The organism is Oharaeibacter diazotrophicus, assembly GCF_004362745.1.
GTDB classification, from domain to species: Bacteria; Pseudomonadota; Alphaproteobacteria; order Rhizobiales; family Pleomorphomonadaceae; genus Oharaeibacter; species Oharaeibacter diazotrophicus.
The window spans coordinates 468151-488155 of the sequence record NZ_SNXY01000009.1; the positions used below are offsets into that span (position 1 = coordinate 468151).

General features: G+C 72.6%; 13 protein-coding genes. 8 read left to right on the top strand and 5 right to left on the bottom strand.

Features of this window, described 5'->3' with window-relative positions:
* The first annotated feature begins 57 nt into the window (after positions 1-57).
* Positions 58-2562 (top strand): ligase-associated DNA damage response DEXH box helicase, encoded by a 2505-nt coding sequence (locus tag EDD54_RS17230; RefSeq protein ID WP_126538503.1) that lies wholly within the window; start codon positions 58-60, stop codon positions 2560-2562.
* 85 nt (positions 2563-2647) lie between these two features.
* Positions 2648-3373 carry a ligase-associated DNA damage response endonuclease PdeM gene (pdeM, locus tag EDD54_RS17235; protein WP_245515801.1) on the top strand — a complete coding sequence of 242 codons (726 nt, stop codon included), beginning with the start codon at positions 2648-2650 and terminating at the stop codon, positions 3371-3373.
* A gap of 31 nt (positions 3374-3404) precedes the next feature.
* Here the strand turns inward: pdeM and EDD54_RS17240 are convergent, their stop codons facing one another.
* From EDD54_RS17240 to EDD54_RS17255, 4 genes are all read right to left on the bottom strand, one after another.
* Positions 3405-4547 (bottom strand): M64 family metallopeptidase, encoded by a 1143-nt coding sequence (locus EDD54_RS17240; RefSeq protein ID WP_126538505.1) that lies wholly within the window; start codon positions 4545-4547, stop codon positions 3405-3407.
* 40 nt (positions 4548-4587) lie between these two features.
* Complete coding sequence (locus EDD54_RS17245; RefSeq protein ID WP_126538507.1) at positions 4588-5295, bottom strand: hypothetical protein; 708 nt, start codon at positions 5293-5295, stop codon at positions 4588-4590.
* Positions 5296-5410: 115 nt separating this feature from the next.
* A complete protein-coding gene (locus tag EDD54_RS17250; RefSeq protein ID WP_126538509.1) occupies positions 5411-6631 on the bottom strand; it encodes an allantoate amidohydrolase in 1221 nt (406 codons plus the stop codon).
* Complete coding sequence (locus EDD54_RS17255; RefSeq protein WP_126538511.1) at positions 6628-8028, bottom strand: amidase; 1401 nt, start codon at positions 8026-8028, stop codon at positions 6628-6630. Before EDD54_RS17255 ends, EDD54_RS17250 begins: the two co-directional genes overlap by 4 nt.
* A gap of 214 nt (positions 8029-8242) precedes the next feature.
* Between EDD54_RS17255 and EDD54_RS17260 the strand changes: the two genes are divergently transcribed.
* The 6 genes from EDD54_RS17260 (at position 8243) to EDD54_RS17285 (ending at position 19443) form a co-directional block, all read left to right on the top strand.
* Positions 8243-9190, top strand: a complete 948-nt coding sequence (locus EDD54_RS17260) for a phosphotransferase family protein (protein WP_126538513.1) — start codon at positions 8243-8245, stop codon at positions 9188-9190.
* Positions 9190-10143 (top strand): choline/ethanolamine kinase family protein, encoded by a 954-nt coding sequence (locus tag EDD54_RS17265; protein WP_126538515.1) that lies wholly within the window; start codon positions 9190-9192, stop codon positions 10141-10143. The genes EDD54_RS17260 and EDD54_RS17265 overlap by 1 nt, the downstream gene beginning before the upstream one ends.
* Before the next feature lie 574 nt (positions 10144-10717).
* Complete coding sequence (locus EDD54_RS17270; RefSeq protein ID WP_126538517.1) at positions 10718-12883, top strand: malate synthase G; 2166 nt, start codon at positions 10718-10720, stop codon at positions 12881-12883.
* Between the two features lie 205 nt (positions 12884-13088).
* Entirely contained in the window at positions 13089-13919 is an 831-nt protein-coding gene (locus EDD54_RS17275; protein WP_126538519.1) for a universal stress protein, read from the top strand.
* Positions 13920-14107: 188 nt separating this feature from the next.
* Positions 14108-16843, top strand: coding sequence for a bifunctional acetate--CoA ligase family protein/GNAT family N-acetyltransferase (locus tag EDD54_RS17280; RefSeq protein WP_126538521.1), 2736 nt, complete (start codon positions 14108-14110; stop codon positions 16841-16843).
* Positions 16844-17055: 212 nt separating this feature from the next.
* Positions 17056-19443: a methyl-accepting chemotaxis protein gene (locus EDD54_RS17285; RefSeq protein WP_126538523.1), complete on the top strand. Its 2388-nt coding sequence runs from the start codon at positions 17056-17058 to the stop codon at positions 19441-19443.
* 95 nt (positions 19444-19538) lie between these two features.
* Here the strand turns inward: EDD54_RS17285 and EDD54_RS17290 are convergent, their stop codons facing one another.
* Positions 19539-19925: a hypothetical protein gene (locus EDD54_RS17290; RefSeq protein WP_126538525.1), complete on the bottom strand. Its 387-nt coding sequence runs from the start codon at positions 19923-19925 to the stop codon at positions 19539-19541.
* Between the last annotated feature and the right edge of the window lie 80 nt (positions 19926-20005).

The window sequence follows — 20005 nt, forward strand, 5'->3', positions numbered from 1 at the left end:
GGCCAACGCCGTTCCACGGCCCTTCATTCCCGTTCCGTTCTCCTCTATCCTCGCGCCGTGACCGACGCCGCGCCGCCTCTCCCGCCCCGTTTCGCCGCCTGGTTCGCCGCGCGCGGCTGGGCGCCGCGGCCGCACCAGCTGGCGCTGCTCGCCCATGCCCGGGCCGGGCGGTCGTCGCTGCTGATCGCGCCTACGGGCGCCGGCAAGACGCTGGCCGGCTTCCTGCCGTCGCTGATCGACCTCTCGGCCCGGCCGAAGTGGAAGCCGGGCACGCGCCGGCGTGGCGTCCACACGCTCTACGTCTCGCCGCTGAAGGCGCTCGCGGTCGACGTCGAGCGCAATCTCGGGCGCCCCGTCGCCGAGATGGCGCTGCCGGTGGATATCGAGACGCGCACCGGCGACACCTCCGCGTCGCGGCGCCAGCGCCAGAAGCTCGCCCCGCCGGACATCCTGATGACGACGCCGGAGCAGCTCGCGCTCTTGATCGCCGCCAAGGACGCCGAGAGCTTCTTCGCCGACCTCTCCACCGTGATCCTCGACGAGCTGCACGCCCTCGTCACCTCCAAGCGCGGCGACCTCTTGGCGCTCGGCCTCGCCCGGCTGCGCGCGCTCGCCCCGCCGGGCCTGCGCACTGTCGGGCTGTCGGCCACCGTCGCCGAGCCTGACCAGCTGCGCGCCTGGCTGGTGCCGCAAGCGCCGGGCGCGCCGACGGCGCTCGCCGACCTCGTCGTCGTCGAGGGCGGGGCGCGGCCGGAGATCACCATTCTCGAGACCGACGAGCGCGTGCCGTGGGCCGGCCATTCGGCGCGCTGGGCGATCCCGGCGATCCTCGCCGCCATCGCCGCGCACAAGCTGACGCTCGTCTTCGTCAACACCCGCTCGCAGGCGGAGATGCTGTTCGCCGAGCTCTGGAAGGCCAACGACGACGGCCTGCCGATCGCCGTCCACCACGGCTCGCTCGACGTCGGCCAACGCCGGCGCGTCGAGGCGGCGATGGCCGCCGGCTCGCTCGCCGCCGTGGTGGCGACCTCGACGCTCGACCTCGGCATCGACTGGGGCGACGTCGACCTCGTGATCCACGTCGGCGCGCCCAAGGGCGCGAGCCGGCTGGCCCAGCGCATCGGCCGCGCCAACCACCGCATGGACGAGCCGTCGAAGGCGATCCTGGTGCCGGCCAACCGCTTCGAGGTGCTGGAGTGCCGCGCCGCGCTCGACGCCAACTACCTCGGCGCCCAGGACACGCCGCCGATCCGCGACGGCGCGCTCGACGTGCTCGCCCAGCACGTGCTCGGCCGCGCCGTCGCCGGCCCGTTCCGGCCCGAGGCGTTCCACGCCGAGGTGGTCTCGGCCTATCCCTACCGTCACCTCGACCGCGACGGCTTCGACCGGGTCGTCGACTTCGTCGCCACCGGCGGCTACGCGCTCAGGACCTACGAGCGCTATGCCAAGATCAAGGCGACCGCCGACGGCAGCTTCCGGCTCACCCACCCGCGCTTCGCCCAGCAGTACCGGCTCAACGTCGGCACCATCGTCGAGGCGCCGCTGCTGAAGGTCAGGCTCGGCGGCCGGGCGCGCGGGGTCGGACCGCTGCGCGGCGGTCGGGTGCTCGGCGAGATCGAGGAGTATTTCTGCGAGACCATGAGCGCCGGCGACACCTTCCTGTTCGCCGGCGAGGTGCTGCGCTACGAGGGCATCCGCGAGAACGAGGTCATCGTCACCCGCGCCCCCGCCGAAGAGGCGCGGATCCCGGTCTACGCCGGCGGCAAGTTCCCGCTCTCGACCTTCCTCGCCGACGGCGTCCGGCGGATGCTCGCCGATCCCGCGGAGTGGTCGAAGTTGCCGCGGCAGGTGGCGGACTGGCTGGAGATCCAGCGGGCGAAGTCGGTGCTCCCGCGGCGCGACCAGTTGCTGATCGAGACCTTCCCGCGCGCCGGCCGCTTCCATATGGTGGCCTATCCCTTCGAGGGCCGGCTCGCCCACCAGACCCTCGGCATGCTGCTGACGCGCCGGCTCGAGCGGCTCGGCGCCCGGCCGATGGGCTTCGTCGCCACCGACTATTCGCTCGCGGTCTGGGCGCTCTCGGACCTCGGCCACCTGTTCGCCACGGGCGCACCGTCGCCCGAGGCGCTGTTCGACCCCGACATGCTCGGCGACGACCTCGACGCCTGGATGGCCGAGAGCTACCTCCTGAAGCGCACCTTCCGCGCCTGCGCGCTGATCTCCGGCCTCGTCGAGCGCAACCATCCCGGCGAGGAGAAGTCCGGCCGGCAGGTCACCGTCTCCACCGACCTGATCTACGACGTGCTGCGCCGCCACGAACCCGACCACGTGCTGATGCGCGCCACCTGGGCCGACGCCGCCACCGGCCTCCTCGACCTCTCCCGCCTCTCCGACATGCTGTCGCGAATCGGCGGCCGCATCGTGCACAAGAGGCTGGAGCGGATCTCGCCGCTCGCCGTGCCGATCATGCTCGAGATCGGCCGCGAGCGGGTGGCCGGCGACGGCGAGGAGGCCCTCCTGCGCGAGGCGGCCGACGACCTCGTCGCCGAGGCGATGGCGTGAAGGCGCGGAAGGGAACCGGGCGAATGGGCGCGGGCGAGACGAGGAGCACCATCGTGACGAGCCGGCCGCGCCGCGGAGACGCGTCTTGACCGCAGTCCTCCGTCGCGACGACGATCCCCCCGTGCTCACCCGCGAAGGCCTCGTCCGCCTCGAAGGCGCCGCCGTCCGGCTCGACCTCTCCGGCGCCCTGCACTGGCCCGGCGAAGACCTGCTGGTCGTCGCCGATCTCCACTTCGAGAAGGGCTCGTCGCGGGCCGGACGCGGCCTGTTCCTGCCGCCCTACGACACCCGGGCGACGCTCACGGCGCTCGAGGACGCGATCCGGCGCACGGGCGCGCGCCGCGTGGTCTCGCTCGGCGACGCCTTCCACGACGGCCGCGCCGCCGGCCGGCTCGCCGACGACGACCGCGCCCGCATCCGCGCGATCACCGCCGCGGTCGACTTCATCTGGGTCTCCGGCAACCACGACCCCGCGCCGCCGGAGGGCCTCGGCGGCACCGCGGCCGACGTGGTCGCGATCGGCCCGCTGGTGCTGCGCCACGAGCCGAGCCGTGGCGCGGCGCCCGGCGAGATCGCCGGCCACCTGCACCCGGCGGCCAAGGTCGGCGTCCGCGGCCGGGCGCTCCGCCGGCGCGCCTTCGCGCTCGACGGCCGCCGCTGCGTGCTGCCGGCCTTCGGCGCCTACACCGGCGGCCTCAACGTGCTCGACCCCGCCTGGCACGGCCTGTTCGACCGCGCCCGCCTGATCGCCTGGATGATCGGCGACGCCCGCGTCCACCCCGTCCGCGCCGCGACCCTGCTGCCGGATTGAAGGGGCCGCGAAGAGCCGGCCACGGCCCGCGTCACCGCGCCCGGTGCACCGACCAGAACGGCACGGCGACCACGCCTCCGAGGAAGGGCAGGCGCGACAGCGGCGAGCGGTCCTCGACGATCACGTCGAGGTGGCTGTCGCCGACCGGGAAGGCGCGACCGTCGAGATCGATGGTGCGCGTGGTGCCGACGACCGTGCCGTCGAGGCGCCACGTGTAGGTCATGCCCGGCAGGTTGCGGTCGATCACGTCGACCGCGAAGCGCGTCGACGTGCCGGCGGTGACGTTCACGTCGATCACGTCGGGTGTCCGACCGTCGATCGGCAGCACGTGCCAGTAGATCTGGTCGACCAGTTCCTCGGTGTTGACCTCCCGGTAGGGTTCCGGATTGTTGCGCATCTTCGAGGATGTGGTCGGGCGGTGCCAGACGGTGTCGCAGTGGTTGGCGCCACGGAAGGCACCGACGTAGGCGGCGCCGTCGGGCGACGGGAACACCACGCCGAGCGGCACCCACCGCGACCATTTCGCCGACGAGATCCGCGCGGTGATGGTGTCGTCGACGTTCGGGTAGGGGCCGGTGTAGACGCCGCAGTTGCCGTCGTCGGAATACTCGTCGCCGAGGCCGCCGAAGGCGTGGCCGATCTCGTGCATCAGGGTGTCGGAGAAGAACGCACCGGATTGCGAGGCCGACGTCACCGCGTAGGCGCCGCCGCTGCCGCCGTATTCCGGGTCGTTGACGAGGACGACCACGAGATCGCGCCCTTCGACCGCCACGCTGCGGGCGAGCACGTCCTCGACCCTGCGGGCGTCGACGCAGATCAGCCGGCGGATGCCGTTGCAGTTGTAGGCGGCGCCGAGCGCGGTATTGCGCGCACCCTCGGGCTTGGAGGCGCCGGAGTCGACGCTGGCGGTGAAGATCCGCTTGACGTTGAAGTACTTGCGATAGTCGGAGAACGGCGGGGTCGCGACGAGGACGTCCCGGAAGGTCTCGGCGTCGGTCTGGAACAGGGTCTGCTCGGCCTGGGTGTAGCCGTCGCCGAGGATGACCACGTCGATCCGGTTGTCGACCGGACCGTGCTGCTCCATCCGCACCACGGGTTCGGCCGTGGCGGTCCAGACGGCGACCACCGTCGCCGCGAGCGCGATCGACGCGCGCGCGAACGCCCTCGCGATCATGGCCCCTCCCCCGTCCCTCCAGTCGCCGACTCCGGCGACGTCACGGCAATGCGACCGTCCCGATCAGCCGCGACTGCTCGGCCGAGCCGCGGCGGTTGCGGATCTCGATCCGTCGCGCGGTTCCGCTCTCCGCGATCACCACCGTGACGATCGCGTCGGTCCTGCGGAAGGTCGCCGAGGTCAGGTGGCGACCGTCCGTCGTGGTCGGCTCGTGGCGCAGCGTGCGCGGATCCTCGATCACCGTGCTGCCGAGCACCGAACCGTCCGCCCCGACGGCGCGGAACTCGATGCCGTAGCGCGGCAGCGAGACGGCATTGGCGCCGATCCGTCCGGGGGCGCTCCGGCGTCCGAGCGGCACGGCCGTACGGATCGACGGTACGGCCATTCGGAACGGCAACGGATCGACGCCGTCGGTCCGCAGGCGCAGGGTATAGGCGGTGTGGCGTACCGACGCCGTCGCGTCGGGCAGCGCCGCGCCCTCGAGCTTGCGCACCCGGGTGATGCGGGCGTCGGCCAGCAGCTTGAAATAGCCGATCTCCGACGTCCTGAGCCGCATCGACGTCGGCGTCGCCTCGATCACCGTAAAAGGGATCCCCGACAGGCGCTCGCCGACCAACGCCGTCATGGTCGTGCCGGTCGCCTTCACGCCCGCCAGAGCGAGCAGGACATCGGACGCCGCCGCCGGCGCCGCGACGGCGCAGAGCGCGACGAACACCGCGCACAGGCGGGCGACCATCCTCCGAGCCATCTGCGCATCCCCCGACGACGTCTTGCCGACGTTTCCGGACGGAAGATTAGACGCGGTATCGGCGCCTTGTCAATTATGCCATCATTGGTTGCATGTTCGACAGCGCCGACACGTTTCACCCCGCCGTCACGAGATCCCACAGCACTTCGGTGAGCACGGCCACGCCGGCGTCGAGGTCGGCCGGGGCGGTGTATTCCTCGGGGCAGTGGCTGAGGCCGCCGCGGCTCGGGACGAAGATCAGCGTCGAGGGCATCTTGCGCATCAGCGCCACGGCGTCGTGGCCGGCGACGGTCTCGGTGTCGATCGCGGGAAGGCCGAGGCGGCGGGCGGCGGCGGCGACGAGGGCGGTGCCGTCCCGGTCGAAGATCTGGGCGGCACGGCGTTCGTCGATCGCGACCTCGACGGCGACGCCCAGCGGCTCCGCGCCGGCGACGGCCGCGGCGAGGAAGGCGTCGCCGATCGCGGCAGTGCGGGCGACGTCACGGTGGCGGACCTCGAACCAGACCTGGACGCGGGCCGGCACCACGTTGGGCGAGTTCGGCTCCACGGAGATCCGCGCGGCGGAGACGTGGGTGTCGGGATCGTCGGCGACGAGGCCGTGCAGCGCCTCGATCGCGCGGGCGGCGGCGCGGAGCGCGTCGCGGCGACGCGGCATCGGCGTCGGGCCGGTGTGCGACGGCGCGCCCTGGAACACGATCGACAGCTTGCGCGCGGCCCAGCAGGCCGTGACCACGCCGATCGCGGCACCGGCGCGCTCCAGCCGGTCGCCCTGTTCGACGTGGAGTTCGACGTAGCGGGCGATGTCGAAGGCCGGCGCGGCGTCACCGGTCCAGCCGATCGCGTCGAGCGCGGCGCCGAGGGCGACGCCGGCACCGTCACGAAGGTCGCGGGCCGTGTCCAGCGGCAGGGCCCCGGTGAATACCGAACTGCCGGTCAGGCTCGGCTGGAAGCGCGCGCCCTCCTCGTTGGTCCAGTTCACCACCACGACGTCGCGGCGGACCGCGTCGGGGTTCGCGGCGGCGCGGGCGCGGAGCGCGTCGGCGGCGAGCGTCGCGGCGATCACGCCGTAGGTGCCGTCGTAGCGACCGCCGGTCGGCTGGCTGTCGAGATGGGAGCCGGTCAGCACCACCTCGGCGGCCTCCGGCGCGAGGCCGGCGCGGCCGAACATGTTGCCGATGCCATCGACGGCGAGCGCGAAGCCGCGGCGGCGGAACTCGGCGGCGAGCAGGGCACGGGCGGCGGCGTCCTCGGTGGTGCCGGTCAGACGGCGGACGCCGCCGTCGCCGCTGTCGCCGAAGGCGGCGAAGGCGTCGATCAGGCCGTGGAGATCGCTCATGCCCTGGGCTCCAGCGGCCAGTCGATCGAGAAGCCGCGCAGCCGTTCCAGGATCCGGGCGACCTGGAGCACGCCGAGGTCGTCGGTGCGCCGGCCGACCACCTGGACGCCGATCGGCAGGCCGCGCTCGTCGAAGCCCATGCAGACGGTGGCGGCCGGCTGGCCGGTCTGGTTGAACACGGCGGTGAAGCCGGTGTGGCCGAGCGGACGCTCGCGGAACACGCCGGGCTCCTCGGCCGGGAAGTTCACAACCGGCAGCACCGGCGAGATCAGGTAGTCGTAGGGCTCGCAAGCCTGGAGCAGGCGTGCCTTCATCCGGGTGATGGCGCCGAGGGCGGCGTAGAGTTCGGTTGCCGAATGGTCGCGGCCGGGCATCGCCCAGGCCTTCACCGTGGGGTCGATGGCGCCGTCGTCGTGGCGCGACAGCTCCGACCACTCGAGATAGCCGCGGACCTGAAGATAGAGGTCGATCGGGGCGTAGACGTCCTCGTCGAAGGGCGGCGGCATCGCCGCGACCACGGCGCCCGCCCCCGCGAGCAGGGCGGCGGCGCGCTCGAGTGTCGCCAGCACCGCCGGTTCCGGGCGGAGCCCGAAGCCGAGGTCGGCGAGCACGCCGACGCGCAGGCCCGCCGGATCGCGGTCGAGCCGGTCGTGGTAGGGAACGCCCTCGTCCGGGAAGGCCCAGGTGTCGCGTTCGTCGAAGCGGGTCAGCACGGAGAGCATGCGGGCGACGTCCTCGACGGCGCGGCCCATCGGGCCGGCCATGCGCATGGTGTCGGGCGGCAGGTGGGCGACGCGACCGTGGGTCGGCTTCAGCGAGGCGAGGCCGCAGTGGCCGGCGGGCAGGCGCACCGAGCCGGCGATGTCGGTGCCGACCGACAGGAAGCCCATACCGCAGGCGAGCGAGGCGCCGGCGCCGGCCGACGAGCCGCCGGTGTTCCAGGCGAGCCCCCAGGGATTGCGGGTGATGCCGTGCAGCGAAGAGACGCCGGCGGCGAGCAGGCCGCAGTCGGGCATCGTGGTCTTGGCGAAGATCGCCGCGCCGCCCTCCATCAGGGCGAGGGCCGGCGGGGCGTCGTAGGTCGAGGGCGGACGGTCGGCGTTGGCGGCGATGCCGTGGGTGTGCGGCCAGCCGATCATCGAGACGCTGTCCTTCACCGTCACCGGCACGCCGTCGAGGGGGCCCAGCGGGCGGCCGGCGCGATAGCGCGCCTCGGCGGCGCGGGCGGCGGCGAAGGCGCTCTCGGGGCGGATCGAGAACAGCGCGTTGACCTTGGGGTTGGCGGCCTCGACGTGGTCGAGCACCACGGCCATCGCCTCCACCGGCGAGATCCGCCCGCTCGCGAAGGCCTCGACGAGGTCCCGCACGGAGAGGGCGACGAGGCTCGCGATCGACATCAGCTACTCCCGGAGGCGGCGACGAGGACGGCCGCGGCGTCTCTCCGGCCCATAGCGGATGGCCGGCGCCGTCCGCCAGTGCGGCGATGCCGGAGGCAAGACAAACTGGAACGGCGGTCATCCCATGCCGGCCCCGATCGGCTAGTCTGCTGACGTGGCGGGCGTTTCGCTCGCCGCGGGATCACGCGCGCGCACGAGGGGCGGGGTTGCCGGAATGACACCAGAGGAACAGCAGGACCGCGTCAGGGCCGCGGTCGCCGCGGTGCCGGGCTGGGGCGGCGTCGCCGTCACCGCCGAGCCCGCCATCCCGATCCTGGCCTCGCCGAGCTGGCGCGGCGTCGACGGCTGGCCCTGGCGCGTCGTCGACGGCGACGGCCGAAGCCTGTTCGTCAAGGTGATGGACGAGGACGCCGCCTTCTACATCGACGTCGCCACCGCCTTCGCCGCCGCCGGCCACGCCTCCGACCTCGGCGTCGGCCCGAAGGTGCACCTCGCCGACGTCGCCGCCGGCGTCCTCGTCATGGAGGACCTCGGCGCCGGCTGGCGGGTGGGCACGCTCGACCGCCTGCTCGACCCGGCGATCGTCGACGCGGTGGTCGCCGCCCGCGCCAAGTTCCAGGCCGCGCCGGCGCTGCCGCGCAGCGTGAGCGTGTTCGAGGAGATCGAACGCTTCCACGACGACGCCCGCGCCTGCGGCGCCGAACTGCCGGCGGACACCGGCTGGCTGGTGTCGGAGATGGCGGTCGCCGCCGCCGCGGTGGCGCCGGTCGCCGCGGCGCCGGTGCCGATCCACGGCGACGCCAACGTCTCCAACCTGATGATCTCCGACGCCGGCGAGGTCCGCCTGATCGACTTCGACCGCGCCACCATGGCCGATCCGCTTGAGGACCTCGGCGGTTTCCTGACCGAGGCCTTCGACCAGGATCCGGAGCGCCGCGACGCCTTCGCCCGCGCGACCGGCGGCTTCGAAGAGCGTGCGTTCAATCGGGCGCGCATCTACGGCATCGCCGACGACCTGCGCTGGGGCCTGATCGGCGCGGTGGTGGCCCGGCGGTCGTTGCGCGAGACCTTCGAGTTCTACAAGTTCGCGAGCTGGCGCTTCGTGCGCTGCCGGATGGGCCTGCGCGACCCGCGCTTTTCCGAGATGCTGAGGAGGCTCTGATGGCCGAGTACAGGAGCGCCGGCGAGGCCGCCACCGTCCACGAGAAGGCCCTCGAGGCCGCCGCCGCCCGCGTGCCCGCCTGGGCCGGCCGCGGCTTCCGCTACCGGCCGCTGGTCGGCGGCATCATGAACCAGAACTGGCTGGTCGAGGTCGAGGGCGAGGCGCGCTCGTTCTTCCTGAAGATCCCCGGGCCCGGCTCGGAGATGTTCATCGACCGCCTCGCCGCCAACGAGGCCGCGCGCAACGCCCACGCCATCGGCGTCGCCCCCGAGGTGGTGTTCTTCGACCCCGCCGACGGCCTCGAGGTGCACGAGTTCCTGGTCGGCTACCGCGCCTGCACCAATGCCGACTTCGCCGATCCGGCGATCCAGGCCGGCGTGCTCGACATCTACCGCCGCCTGCACGCCGGGCCGATGCTGTCGCTCACCAAGACGGTGTTCGACATGATCGAAGAGCACGTCGAGCAGGGCCGCGAACTCGGCGCCCACTTCCCGCCGGCGATGGACTGGATCCTGCACCGCTACGGCGAGGCCAAGGCCGCCTTCCTCGCCTCCGGCCTCGACGTCGTGCCCTGCTTCAACGACCCGATGCCCGGCAACTTCCTGATCGACGCCGTCGGCGCCGGCAAGCCGATGAAGCTGATCGACTACGAGTTCGCCTCCAACAACGAGCGCGCCTACGAACTCGGCGTGCTGTTCGCCGAGATGTTCTACGACGAGGCCAAGACCCTCGAGCTGATCGAGACCTATTGCGGCGAGGTCCGCCCCGCCACGGTCGCCCGCATCGTCGTCAGCCGCGCCCTCGCCGACGTCAAGTGGGCGTCCTGGGCGGTCGTCAACCGCAAGCTCAACACCTGGGACTTCGACTACCAGAAATACGGCATCTGGAAATACATGCGCGCCCGCGACGTCATGGCGGATCCGCGCTGGGACACGTGGCTCCGGGCGATGTGAAGGGGGGCAGTCGGGCTTCGGCAGTAGGCAGTAGGGCTGCCGGCCGCGTGTCCGGGCCGTGGAATGCTCGACTCCGAGACGAGAGTTCGGCGACCGCGCTCGCCGTACCGGCAAACGCGCCCCCAACGGCGCCGCCATATTCGGCTCGCACGGAAGCCCGCCCTGCCCTCTCCCCCCCTTGTGGGGGAGAGTTGGATAGAGGGGTCACCCACGCCCCCCCCTTGTGGGGGAGAGTTGGATAGAGGGGTCACCCACGCCCCTACCGCCGCACCGCCTGACGCCGCGCATACCCCTCTCCCTAACCCTCCCCCACAAGGGGGGGGGGCCATGGCGAGTTCGTGACCGTCGATCGGCCGACATCCCGACCGCCGACTGCCGACTGCCGACTGCCGACTGCCGACTGCCGAAGCCCTACTGCCTACTGCCCACTGCCTACCGCCCTCCCCACCTTCTCCCTCACGGAAACAATCCTTCGCTCTTTCGCCGCCTCGACAAGGATCGCCGTCCGCCGCATCTAGTGGTCCATCGTTGGTGCGGCGAAGGCGCGCACCTTTGTTTCTTTCGCGAGGTGGTGATGAGCGCTCGGATCGTCGTCGAGGGGCTGGGGATCGACCCGGTGCTGCACCGTTTCGTCGAGACCGAGGCGCTGCCGGGCACCGGCGTGACGCCGGCGGCCTTCTGGGCCGGGCTCGCCCGGATCGTCCGCGACTTCGCGCCGGAGAACCGCCGGCTGCTCGCCGTCCGCGACGAGATGCAGGCGAAGATCGACGCCTGGCACCGCGCCAACCGGGCGCGGCCGGTCGACATCGCCGCCTATCGCGCCTTCCTCGCCGAGATCGGCTACGTCGTGCCCGAGGGGCCGGCCTTCACGATCGGCACCGAGAACGTCGATCCCGAGATCGGCACCCTCGCCGGCCCGCAGCTGGTCGTGCCGGTGATGAACGCCCGCTACGCCCTCAACGCCGCCAACGCACGCTGGGGCAGCCTCTACGATGCGCTCTACGGCACGGACGCCGTCCCCGGCGCACCCGTCGGAGCCGGCTTCGACCCGGCCCGCGGCGCCGCCGTCGTCGCCCGCGCCAAGGCCGAGCTCGACAAGGTCGCGGTGCTGACGATCGGCGGCCACGCCGACGTCGTCTCCTACACGGTCGACGGCGACCGCCTCGTCGTCCGCCTCGCCGACGGCACCGAGACCGGCCTCGTCGATCCCGCCCGCTTCGCCGGCTACCGCGGCCCCGCGGCGGCGCCGGAGGCGATCCTGTTCGAAAAGCACGGCCTCCACGTCGAGGTGGTGATCGACCGTGCGCGGCCGATCGGTGCCAACGATCCGGCCGGCGTCGCCGACGTCGTCGTCGAGAGCGCGCTCTCCACCATCATGGACTGCGAGGATTCCGTCGCCGCCGTCGACGCCGAGGACAAGGTCGTCGTCTACCGCAATTGGCTCGGCCTGATGCGCGGCGATCTCGAGGAGCGCTTCGAGAAGGGCGGGCGCACTGTCGTGCGCCGGCTCGCCGGCGACCGCGCCTTCACCGCGCCGGACGGCGGGACCCTGACGCTGCGCGGCCGGGCGCTGATGCTGGTCCGCAACGTCGGCCACCTCATGACCACCGACGCCGTCGTCGACGGCGAAGGCCGCGAGATCCCCGAGGGCATCCTCGACGCCGCCGTCACCGCGGCGATCGCGCTGCACGACGTCGGCCCGGCCGGCCGGCGCGCCAACAGCCCGGCCGGTTCGGTCTACGTGGTCAAGCCGAAGATGCACGGGCCGGAGGAGGTCGCCTTCGCCGACCGGCTGTTCGCCGCGGTCGAGGACGTGCTCGGCATGGCGCGCAACACGCTGAAGATGGGCATCATGGACGAGGAGCGCCGCACCTCGGTCAACCTCCGGGCCTGCATCCGCGCGGCGCGCGACCGCGTCGTCTTCGTCAACACCGGCTTCCTCGACCGCACCGGCGACGAGATCCACACGTCGATGGAGGCGGGCGCCATGGTCCGCAAGGCCGAGATGAAGGCGACCGCCTGGATCGCGGCCTACGAGGACGGCAACGTCGACGCCGGCCTCGCCTGCGGGCTGCCGGGCCGCGCCCAGATCGGCAAGGGCATGTGGGCGGCGCCCGACCGGATGGCGGCGATGCTCGCGGAGAAGCGCGCCCATCCGCTCGCGGGCGCCACCACGGCCTGGGTGCCTTCGCCGACGGCGGCGACGCTGCACGCGCTGCACTATCTCGACGTCGACGTCCGCGGCCGCCAGCGCGCCCTCCTCGACCGGCCGCGCGCCTCGGAGGCGGCGCTCCTGACGATCCCGCTCGCCCGCGACACCAACTGGAGCCCGGACGCGGTCCAGGAGGAACTCGACAACAACGCCCAGGGCATCCTCGGCTACGTCGTGCGCTGGATCGACCAGGGCGTCGGCTGCTCCAAGGTGCCGGACATCCACGACGTCGCGCTGATGGAGGACCGCGCCACGCTCCGGATCTCCAGCCAGCACATCGCCAACTGGCTCTATCACGGCATCGTCACACCGAAGCAGGTGATGGACACCTTCCGCCGCATGGCCGCGGTGGTCGACCGCCAGAACGCCGGCGATCCCGCCTACCGGCCGATGGCCGCCGACTTCGAGGGCTCGATCGCCTTCAAGGCCGCGCTCGACCTCGTCCTGAAGGGCCGCGAGCAGCCGAACGGCTACACCGAACCGGTGCTGCACGCCCGCCGCCGCGAGGCCAAGCGCCTCGCCGGCTGATCCCCGCCCGCCCCCGACAGCCGATCCGCCGGCCGCCGCGCGTTCTTCCCGCGCGGCGGCCGGCGCCGTTTCCGGCTCCGCCCACGCCCCGCCTTGATCGAACGCAAGGATGTCCCCGCCCGGACGTGCGATCACTTCCGCGGGTGGCCGGACCCCGCGGGCCGGCCCGGGCGTTTCCAGGTTTTCCACGGACGAGGCGAATCCCATGGCCATCAAGGACATCTTCACCATCGTCGACGTGTTCGACGACGCCATGCCCGGGCCGAACGCGGCCCTCGCGCTCGCGGCGGGCACCGGGGCCCACGTCACCGGCCTCGCGCTCGCCATGGAGCCGCTCGCACCGGGCTTCCTCGCCGCGCCGATTCCGGCCGACTACATCGTCGGCGCGCTCGAGGAATCCGAGCGCCAGGCCAAGGCCGCCGCCGCGCGATTCGCCGCCGCGGCCGCCGCCGCCGACGTGCGCGCCGAGGCGCGCACCCAGACGCTGCTCGCCGGCGCCACCCAGCCGATCGTCGCCCAGGCGCACCTGTCGGACTTGGTGGTGATCGGCCAGGAGAACGTCGACCAGCCCGAGCCGATGCGCGCCGGCCTGATCGAGGCGATGCTGTTCGACGCCGGCGTGCCGTTGCTGGTGGTGCCGAACGGCTACCGCGCCACGCCGAAGTTCGGCCGCGTTGTCATCGCCTGGGACGGCTCGTCGACCGCCGCACGCGCGGTCCACGCCGCCATGCCGGTGCTGCAGATGGCCTCGGCGGTCGAGGTGACCATCGTGGCGAGCGCCAAGTCGTGGTCGGGCGAGCCCGGCGCCGACGTCGCCACCTACCTCGCCCGCCACGGCCTCGAGGTCGAGATCCGCACGGTGGCGCGCGACGCCGGCGACGTCGGGCAGACGCTGATCGCGCATCTGCGCGAGGTCGGCGCCGACCTCTGCGTCATGGGCGCCTACGGCCATTCGCGCCTGCGCGAGTTCATCATCGGCGGCGCCACCCGCACCATGCTCGACCGCATGGAAGTGCCGACGCTGATGGTGCACTGAGACGCCCCTGGTCGGGACGAATGCGGACGCGGGTCTTCACGGGTCCGCAACGTTGCCGATGGAAAGATCGGCGCCGGTCGGGCAGACCGGCGCCACGACGCGTCGCCCGCGGCCCCCGGCCGGAGAGAAGCGACGCGCGTCGGGAGCCGAGCGCCTGATCCCCTCCCACGGGAGCCGAGACCCGATCGATGTCCCTCGACGCCCTCGAAGCCTTCTTCCGCCCGTCCCGCGTCGCGCTGGTCGGCGCGAGCACCCAGGCCGGCAGCGTCGGCAACATCGTCGCGCGCAATCTGATCGCCGGCTACGGCGACCGCGTCATGCTGGTCAACCCGCGCGGCGGCGACATCGACGGCGCGCCGCTGTTGGCCTCGATCGAGGCGCTGCCGGCCGCCCCCGACCTCGGCGTAATCGCTGTGCCCGCCGCCGGCGTGGTCGACGCGGTGGAACGGCTCGGCGCCCGCGGCGCCAAGGCGCTGGTGATCATCTCCGCCGGCCTCGGCCAAGGTCCCGGCTCACTCGGCCAGCAGGCGATCGACGCCGCGCTCGCGCGGGGCATGCGGGTGATCGGTCCGAACTGCATCGGCGTCCTCGCCCCCGGCAGCGGGCTCAACGCCTCGTTCGCCCAGCGGATGGCGCGCAAGGGCGACCTCGCGCTGATCTCCCAGTCCGGCGCGATCCTGACCAGCGTGCTCGACTGGGCCGAGAAGAACGAGATCGGCTTCTCCGGCCTCGTCTCGATCGGCGACGCCATCGACGTCGGCTTCGCCGAGATGCTCGACTACTATGCCCTCGACCACAACACCCGGGCGATCCTGCTCTACGTCGAGGCGGTGCGCGACGCCCGCGCCTTCATGTCGGCGGCGCGCGCGGCCGCGCGCACCAAGCCCGTCGTGGTGATCAAGTCGGGCCGGCACACCGCCGGCGCCAAGGCGGCCGCCTCGCACACCGGCGCGCTCGCCGGCGTCGACGCGGTCTACGACGCCGCCTTCCGCCGCGCCGGCCTGCTCCGCGTCGAGGACCTCGGCCAGCTGTTCGCCGCCGCCGAAACGCTGAGCCTCGTGCCGCGCGTGCCGGGCAAGCGGGTCGCGGTGGTGACCAACGGCGGCGGCGTCGGCGTGCTCGCGGTCGACCGGCTGGTCGACCTCGGCGGTACCCTGGCCCAGTTCGCGCCCGAGACCATGGCCGCCCTCGAGGCGGCGATGCCGCCGACATGGTCGAAGGCCAACCCGGTCGACATCGTCGGCGACGCGCCGCCGGCGCGCTACGGCGCCGCCCTCGACGCCGTGCTCGCCGATCCCGGCGTCGACGCCGTCGTGGTGATGAACTGCCCTACCGCCCTCGCCTCCTCGCGCGACTGCGCCAGCGCCGTGGTCGACTCGATCCGGCAGTACAAGCGCACCCATTTCCGCGGCAAGGCGGTGATCGCCTGCTGGCTCGGCAACGACCCGGCCGCCGAGGCGATCTTCACCGAGGCGAAGATCCCCGTGCTCGGCACGCCCAACCGGGCGATCGAAGGGCTGATGCAGTTGATCCGCTACGCCGACGCGCAGGAGACGCTGACGGCGACGCCGCCGGACCTGCTCGCCGGCTTCACGCCCGACCGCGCCCGCGCCCGCGCCGCGATCGACAAGGCGATCGGCGACGGCCGTTCGTGGCTGACCGCCACCGAGGTCTCCGAGGTGCTGGCCGCCTACGACGTCCAGGCGGTGCCGGCGGTGCCGGCGCTCGACCCGGCCGACGCCGAAGCCAAGGCGCGCGACCTGCTCGCGACCTACCGCGCCGTCGTCGCCAAGATCGCCTCGCCGGACATCGTCCACAAGTCCGACGTCGGCGGCGTCGAGCTCGAACTGACCTCTCCGGAAGCGGTCGCCACCGCGACCGCCCGCATCCTGGAGCGCGCCCGCGCCGCCCGGCCCGACGCCCGCATCGAGGGCGTGACGCTGCACCCGATGATCGTGGCGCCGAAGGCCGTCGAGTTGATCGCCGGCGTCGCCGACGACCCGGTGTTCGGGCCCATCCTGGTGTTCGGCCGCGGCGGCACCGCGGTCGAGGTCATCAACGACAAGGCGCTGGCCCTGCCACCGCTCGACGTCAACCTCGCGCTCGACCTGATCGGGCGCACCCGGGTGTCGCGCCAGCTCGCCGGCTACCGCGACCGCAAGCCGGTCGACCGCGAGAAGCTGGCGCTCGGCCTCGTCAAGCTGTCGCAGCTGGTCGCCGAGGAGCCGCGGATCCGCGAGATCGACCTCAACCCGATCATCGCCGACCACGAGCGAATCGTCACCGTCGACGCCCGCATCTCGGTCCGGGCGGACACCGCGCCAGAGATCCACCGGGTGGTGCCCTCGGTCGGCCATCCGCGCCTCGCGATCCGGCCCTATCCGAGCGAGTGGGAGCAGCGTCTCGTCCTCCGCGACGGCACCGAGATCCTGGTCCGACCGCTGAAGCCGGAGGACGAGCGGCTCTATCCCGCCTTCTTCGCGCGGATGAGCGACGACGACATGCGCCTGCGCTTCTTCGCCAGGGTGCGCGAACTCGGCCACGCCTTCATCGCCCGCCTGACCCAGATCGACTACGCCCGCGCGATGGCCTTCATCGCCATCGACCCCGCCCGCGACGAGATGCTCGGCGCGGTGCGCCTGCACGGCGACGCCGCCCGCGACCACGGCGAATACGCCATCGCGGTGCGCTCCGACCTCAAGGGCATGGGCCTCGGCTGGGAACTGATGCGCCTGATCGTCCGCTTCGCCCGCCGCGAGGGCTACGCCGAGATCCGCGGCGAGGTGCTGCGGGAGAATACCACCATGCTCGACATGTGCGCCTCGCTCGGCTTCGAGGCCCATCCCGAGACCGAGAGCCCCGAGATCATGGCCGTCCGACTCGACCTTGCCGCCGCGGTGGCGGCCGATCCGACGCTCGGCTGACACGTTGTCACGGTCCGCCCGACCTGTGCGTCACGCCGCCCCTCCGTACAACGATCGATTTACTGAGCTCTTCTGACGATCGGACCCGATCTCTGCCTAAGATTGTCTCCGTCTTTCGTATCGCGTCTCAACAATCCGTTCACCCTTCATGTCCGATCTTTGGCGCGGGAGTGGCCAGAAGGCCGTCGACTGCGGTCGGGGACGACAGGAACATGAAGTTTTCAGGGATCATCGCCAACCGTTCGATCGCGCTCAAGATCGGCGCCGGCGTGCTGACGCTGACGCTGGTGGCCGCCGCCGTCAGCGGCGTCGGCCTCGTCGGGCTCGACAGCCTCGGCCGTGCCGTCGACATGACCAGCCGGTCCGCGGCCATCCTCGCGGACGTCAACGACGCCGGCAACGGCGTCAACGCCTTCCTCGAGAGCCGCGACGCGGCCATCGTCGCCGACATCCGCGCCAAGCTCGCCGAGGCCCGCGACGGTCTCTCAGGGCTCGGCGACCCCTCCGATCCGCGCCTCGCCGCACCGGTCGCGGCGGTCGAGGGTCTCGGCACGGCGATCGCCGGACTGGAGAGCGCCTCGTCGAAGATCGACGCCGCCGCCAAGGGGCTGACCGGCGCGCTCGCCAACCTGCGCCAGCTCGGCAGCTCGATCGAGACCTCCGCCCTCGCCAAGGCGAACACGGCCAAGACCGCGGCCGAGGAGCTCGGCGCCAGCTACGAGAGCGCCCGGGCCGTGTTCGACCTCGCCACCCAGGCGCAGATCGTCAGCCTGAAGGCGTCGCTGGCGCTGTCGAACTATCTCGCGACCGCCGACGCCAAGGAGTTCACCGCCGTCCGCGCGGCGCTGCCGACGCTGCGACAGGCGGCGCAGAAGATCGTCGAGGCCGCGAAGGGCACCACGGTCGAGGCGACGGCCCAGCAGCTCGGCGACCAGGTCAAGGCCGTGACCGCGGTGATGCGCAAGATCGCCGAATCGCAGGACATGACGGAGATCCAGGCCAAGCGCGCCGAGGCCGCGAAGGCCTTCGCCAGCATCCTCCAGCTCGCCGACACGCTCGGCGCCAACCAGAAGACGGTCGCCGGCGCCTCCGGTCGGTCCAAGGAGATCCAGGACGCCGAGCGCTCCAAGGCCGAGACCGTGCGCGACCTCGGCATCGTGTTCGGCGGCCTCGTCGACAAGCTGTCGATCGAGACGATGAACTACCGCCTCGCACCCTCCGACGGCGGCAAGCTCGCCGTCAGCACGCTGAAGACCGAGATAACCGCCAAGATCGCCGAGATGAAGGCGGCCGGCCTGCCGGACGCCGGCAAGGCCGCGACGTCCTTCGGCTCGGCCTTCACCCAGCTGGTCGCCGCCAGCAAGGCGTTCGACGAGGCGCACAAGGCCGCCCGCACGGCATCGGCCGCGGCGGCCGAGGCGATCAAGGCGGTGGTCGACGACCGCGCCACCGCGGCGGGCACCGAGCGCAGCGCCAGCGTCACCGCGATGCTGACCGCGGTCGGCGTCGCGCTCGCGCTCGCCTTCGCCGTCGCCTTCGGCCTCTCCCGCGTCATCTCGCGGCCGATCACCGGCGTCACCGCCGCCATGCGCCGGCTCGCCTCCGGCGACACCGACGTCGCCATCGACGCCGCCGAGCGCGGCGACGAGATCGGCGGTATGCTGAAGGCGGTCCGGGTGTTCCGCGACAACGCCATCGAGCGCCGCCGCCTCGCCGAGGTCGCCGAAACGGAGCAGTCGGCCCGGCGCGCGCGCCAGGAGCGCATCGAGGCGCTGATCGCCGACTTCCGTGCGGAGATCGAGGTGCTGGTCGCCGCCGTCGGCGGCAACGCCGACCAGATGGAGGCGACCGCCCGCGCCCTCGCCGCCATCGCCGAGGAGGCCACCGGCCGCGCCGGCACGGCCGCCGAGGCGTCCGAGGCGGCGTCCTCGGGCGTGCAGACCGTCGCCGCCGCCGCCGAGGAACTCGCCGCCTCGATCGGCGAGATCAGCCGTCAGGCCGAGACCGCGACCATGGTCGTGCACAAGGCGGGCGAGAACGCCCGCGCCTCCGACGCGATCATCGTCGGCCTCGCCCGCGCCACCGACCGGATCGGCGACGTCGTCGCCCTGATCAAGGCGATCGCCGAGCAGACCAACCTGCTCGCCCTCAACGCCACCATCGAGGCCGCCCGCGCCGGCGAGGCCGGGCGCGGCTTCGCCGTGGTCGCCTCGGAGGTCAAGCAACTGGCTTCGCAGACAGCCAAGGCGACCGAGGAGATCGCCTCGCAGATCGCCTCGATCCAGGGCGCCACCGGCGAGGCGGTCCAGGCGATCCGCACCATCACCGAGACCATGTCCGACGTCGACCGATCCACCTCGGCGATCGCCGAGGCGGTGGTCGAGCAGGGCCGCGCCACCGAGGAGATCTCGAGCAACGCCCAGCGCACCGCCAACGGCACCCGCTCGGTCGCCCAGGAGGCGCAGGCGCTGACCCGGGTCGTCGGCGAGACCAACCAGTCGGCCGCCCAGGTCCTCGCCGTCTCCAACGACGTCAACGAGCAGAGCGAGCGCCTGCGCATCGCGGTCGACCGCTTCCTGACCAACGTGATGGCGGCCTGACGCGCGGTTCCGAACCTGGACGGGCACATTCGAGGGCCCGGGAGCGTCGCTCCCGGGCCCTCGTCCGTTCCACCCGGCGTATCCTCGTGGCGGCCTCAGCCCGGCAGGGCGTCCGCGGCCACCACGCGGAAGGTGTGGAGCTCGCCGTCGTCGTCGCGGATCGAGACGTAGTCCCCGATGTTGAAGGTGTGCTGGGCGAGCTTGTAGCCGGCCTCGTCGTCCTCGTCGGCCTCGGGGTCGTAGTGGAAGAACCAGTTGCCGCGCCGGAGCTCCAGGCGGCCGAGGTCGTCGTCGTCGCCGGCCCAGAAGCGGCGGACCCGGCAGCGCTCGCGCGTCGTCCGCCACAGCGCCGGGTCGAGCCGGCCCTCGGCGTCGAGCGGGGCGACGAACTCGTAGCCGTGGGCGCTCGACCCGTCGGGGAAGCCCTTGGTGCGGGCGAGTTCCAGTCTCACCCGGTGGAGGTGGCGGGGCAGGTCGGACATCGGGCGCTCCTCGTCGGTCGCGGACGGCGGTCCCGTCCGTTCTGATCCGGCTACGAGACTAGGCCCGCCGTCGCCGGCGG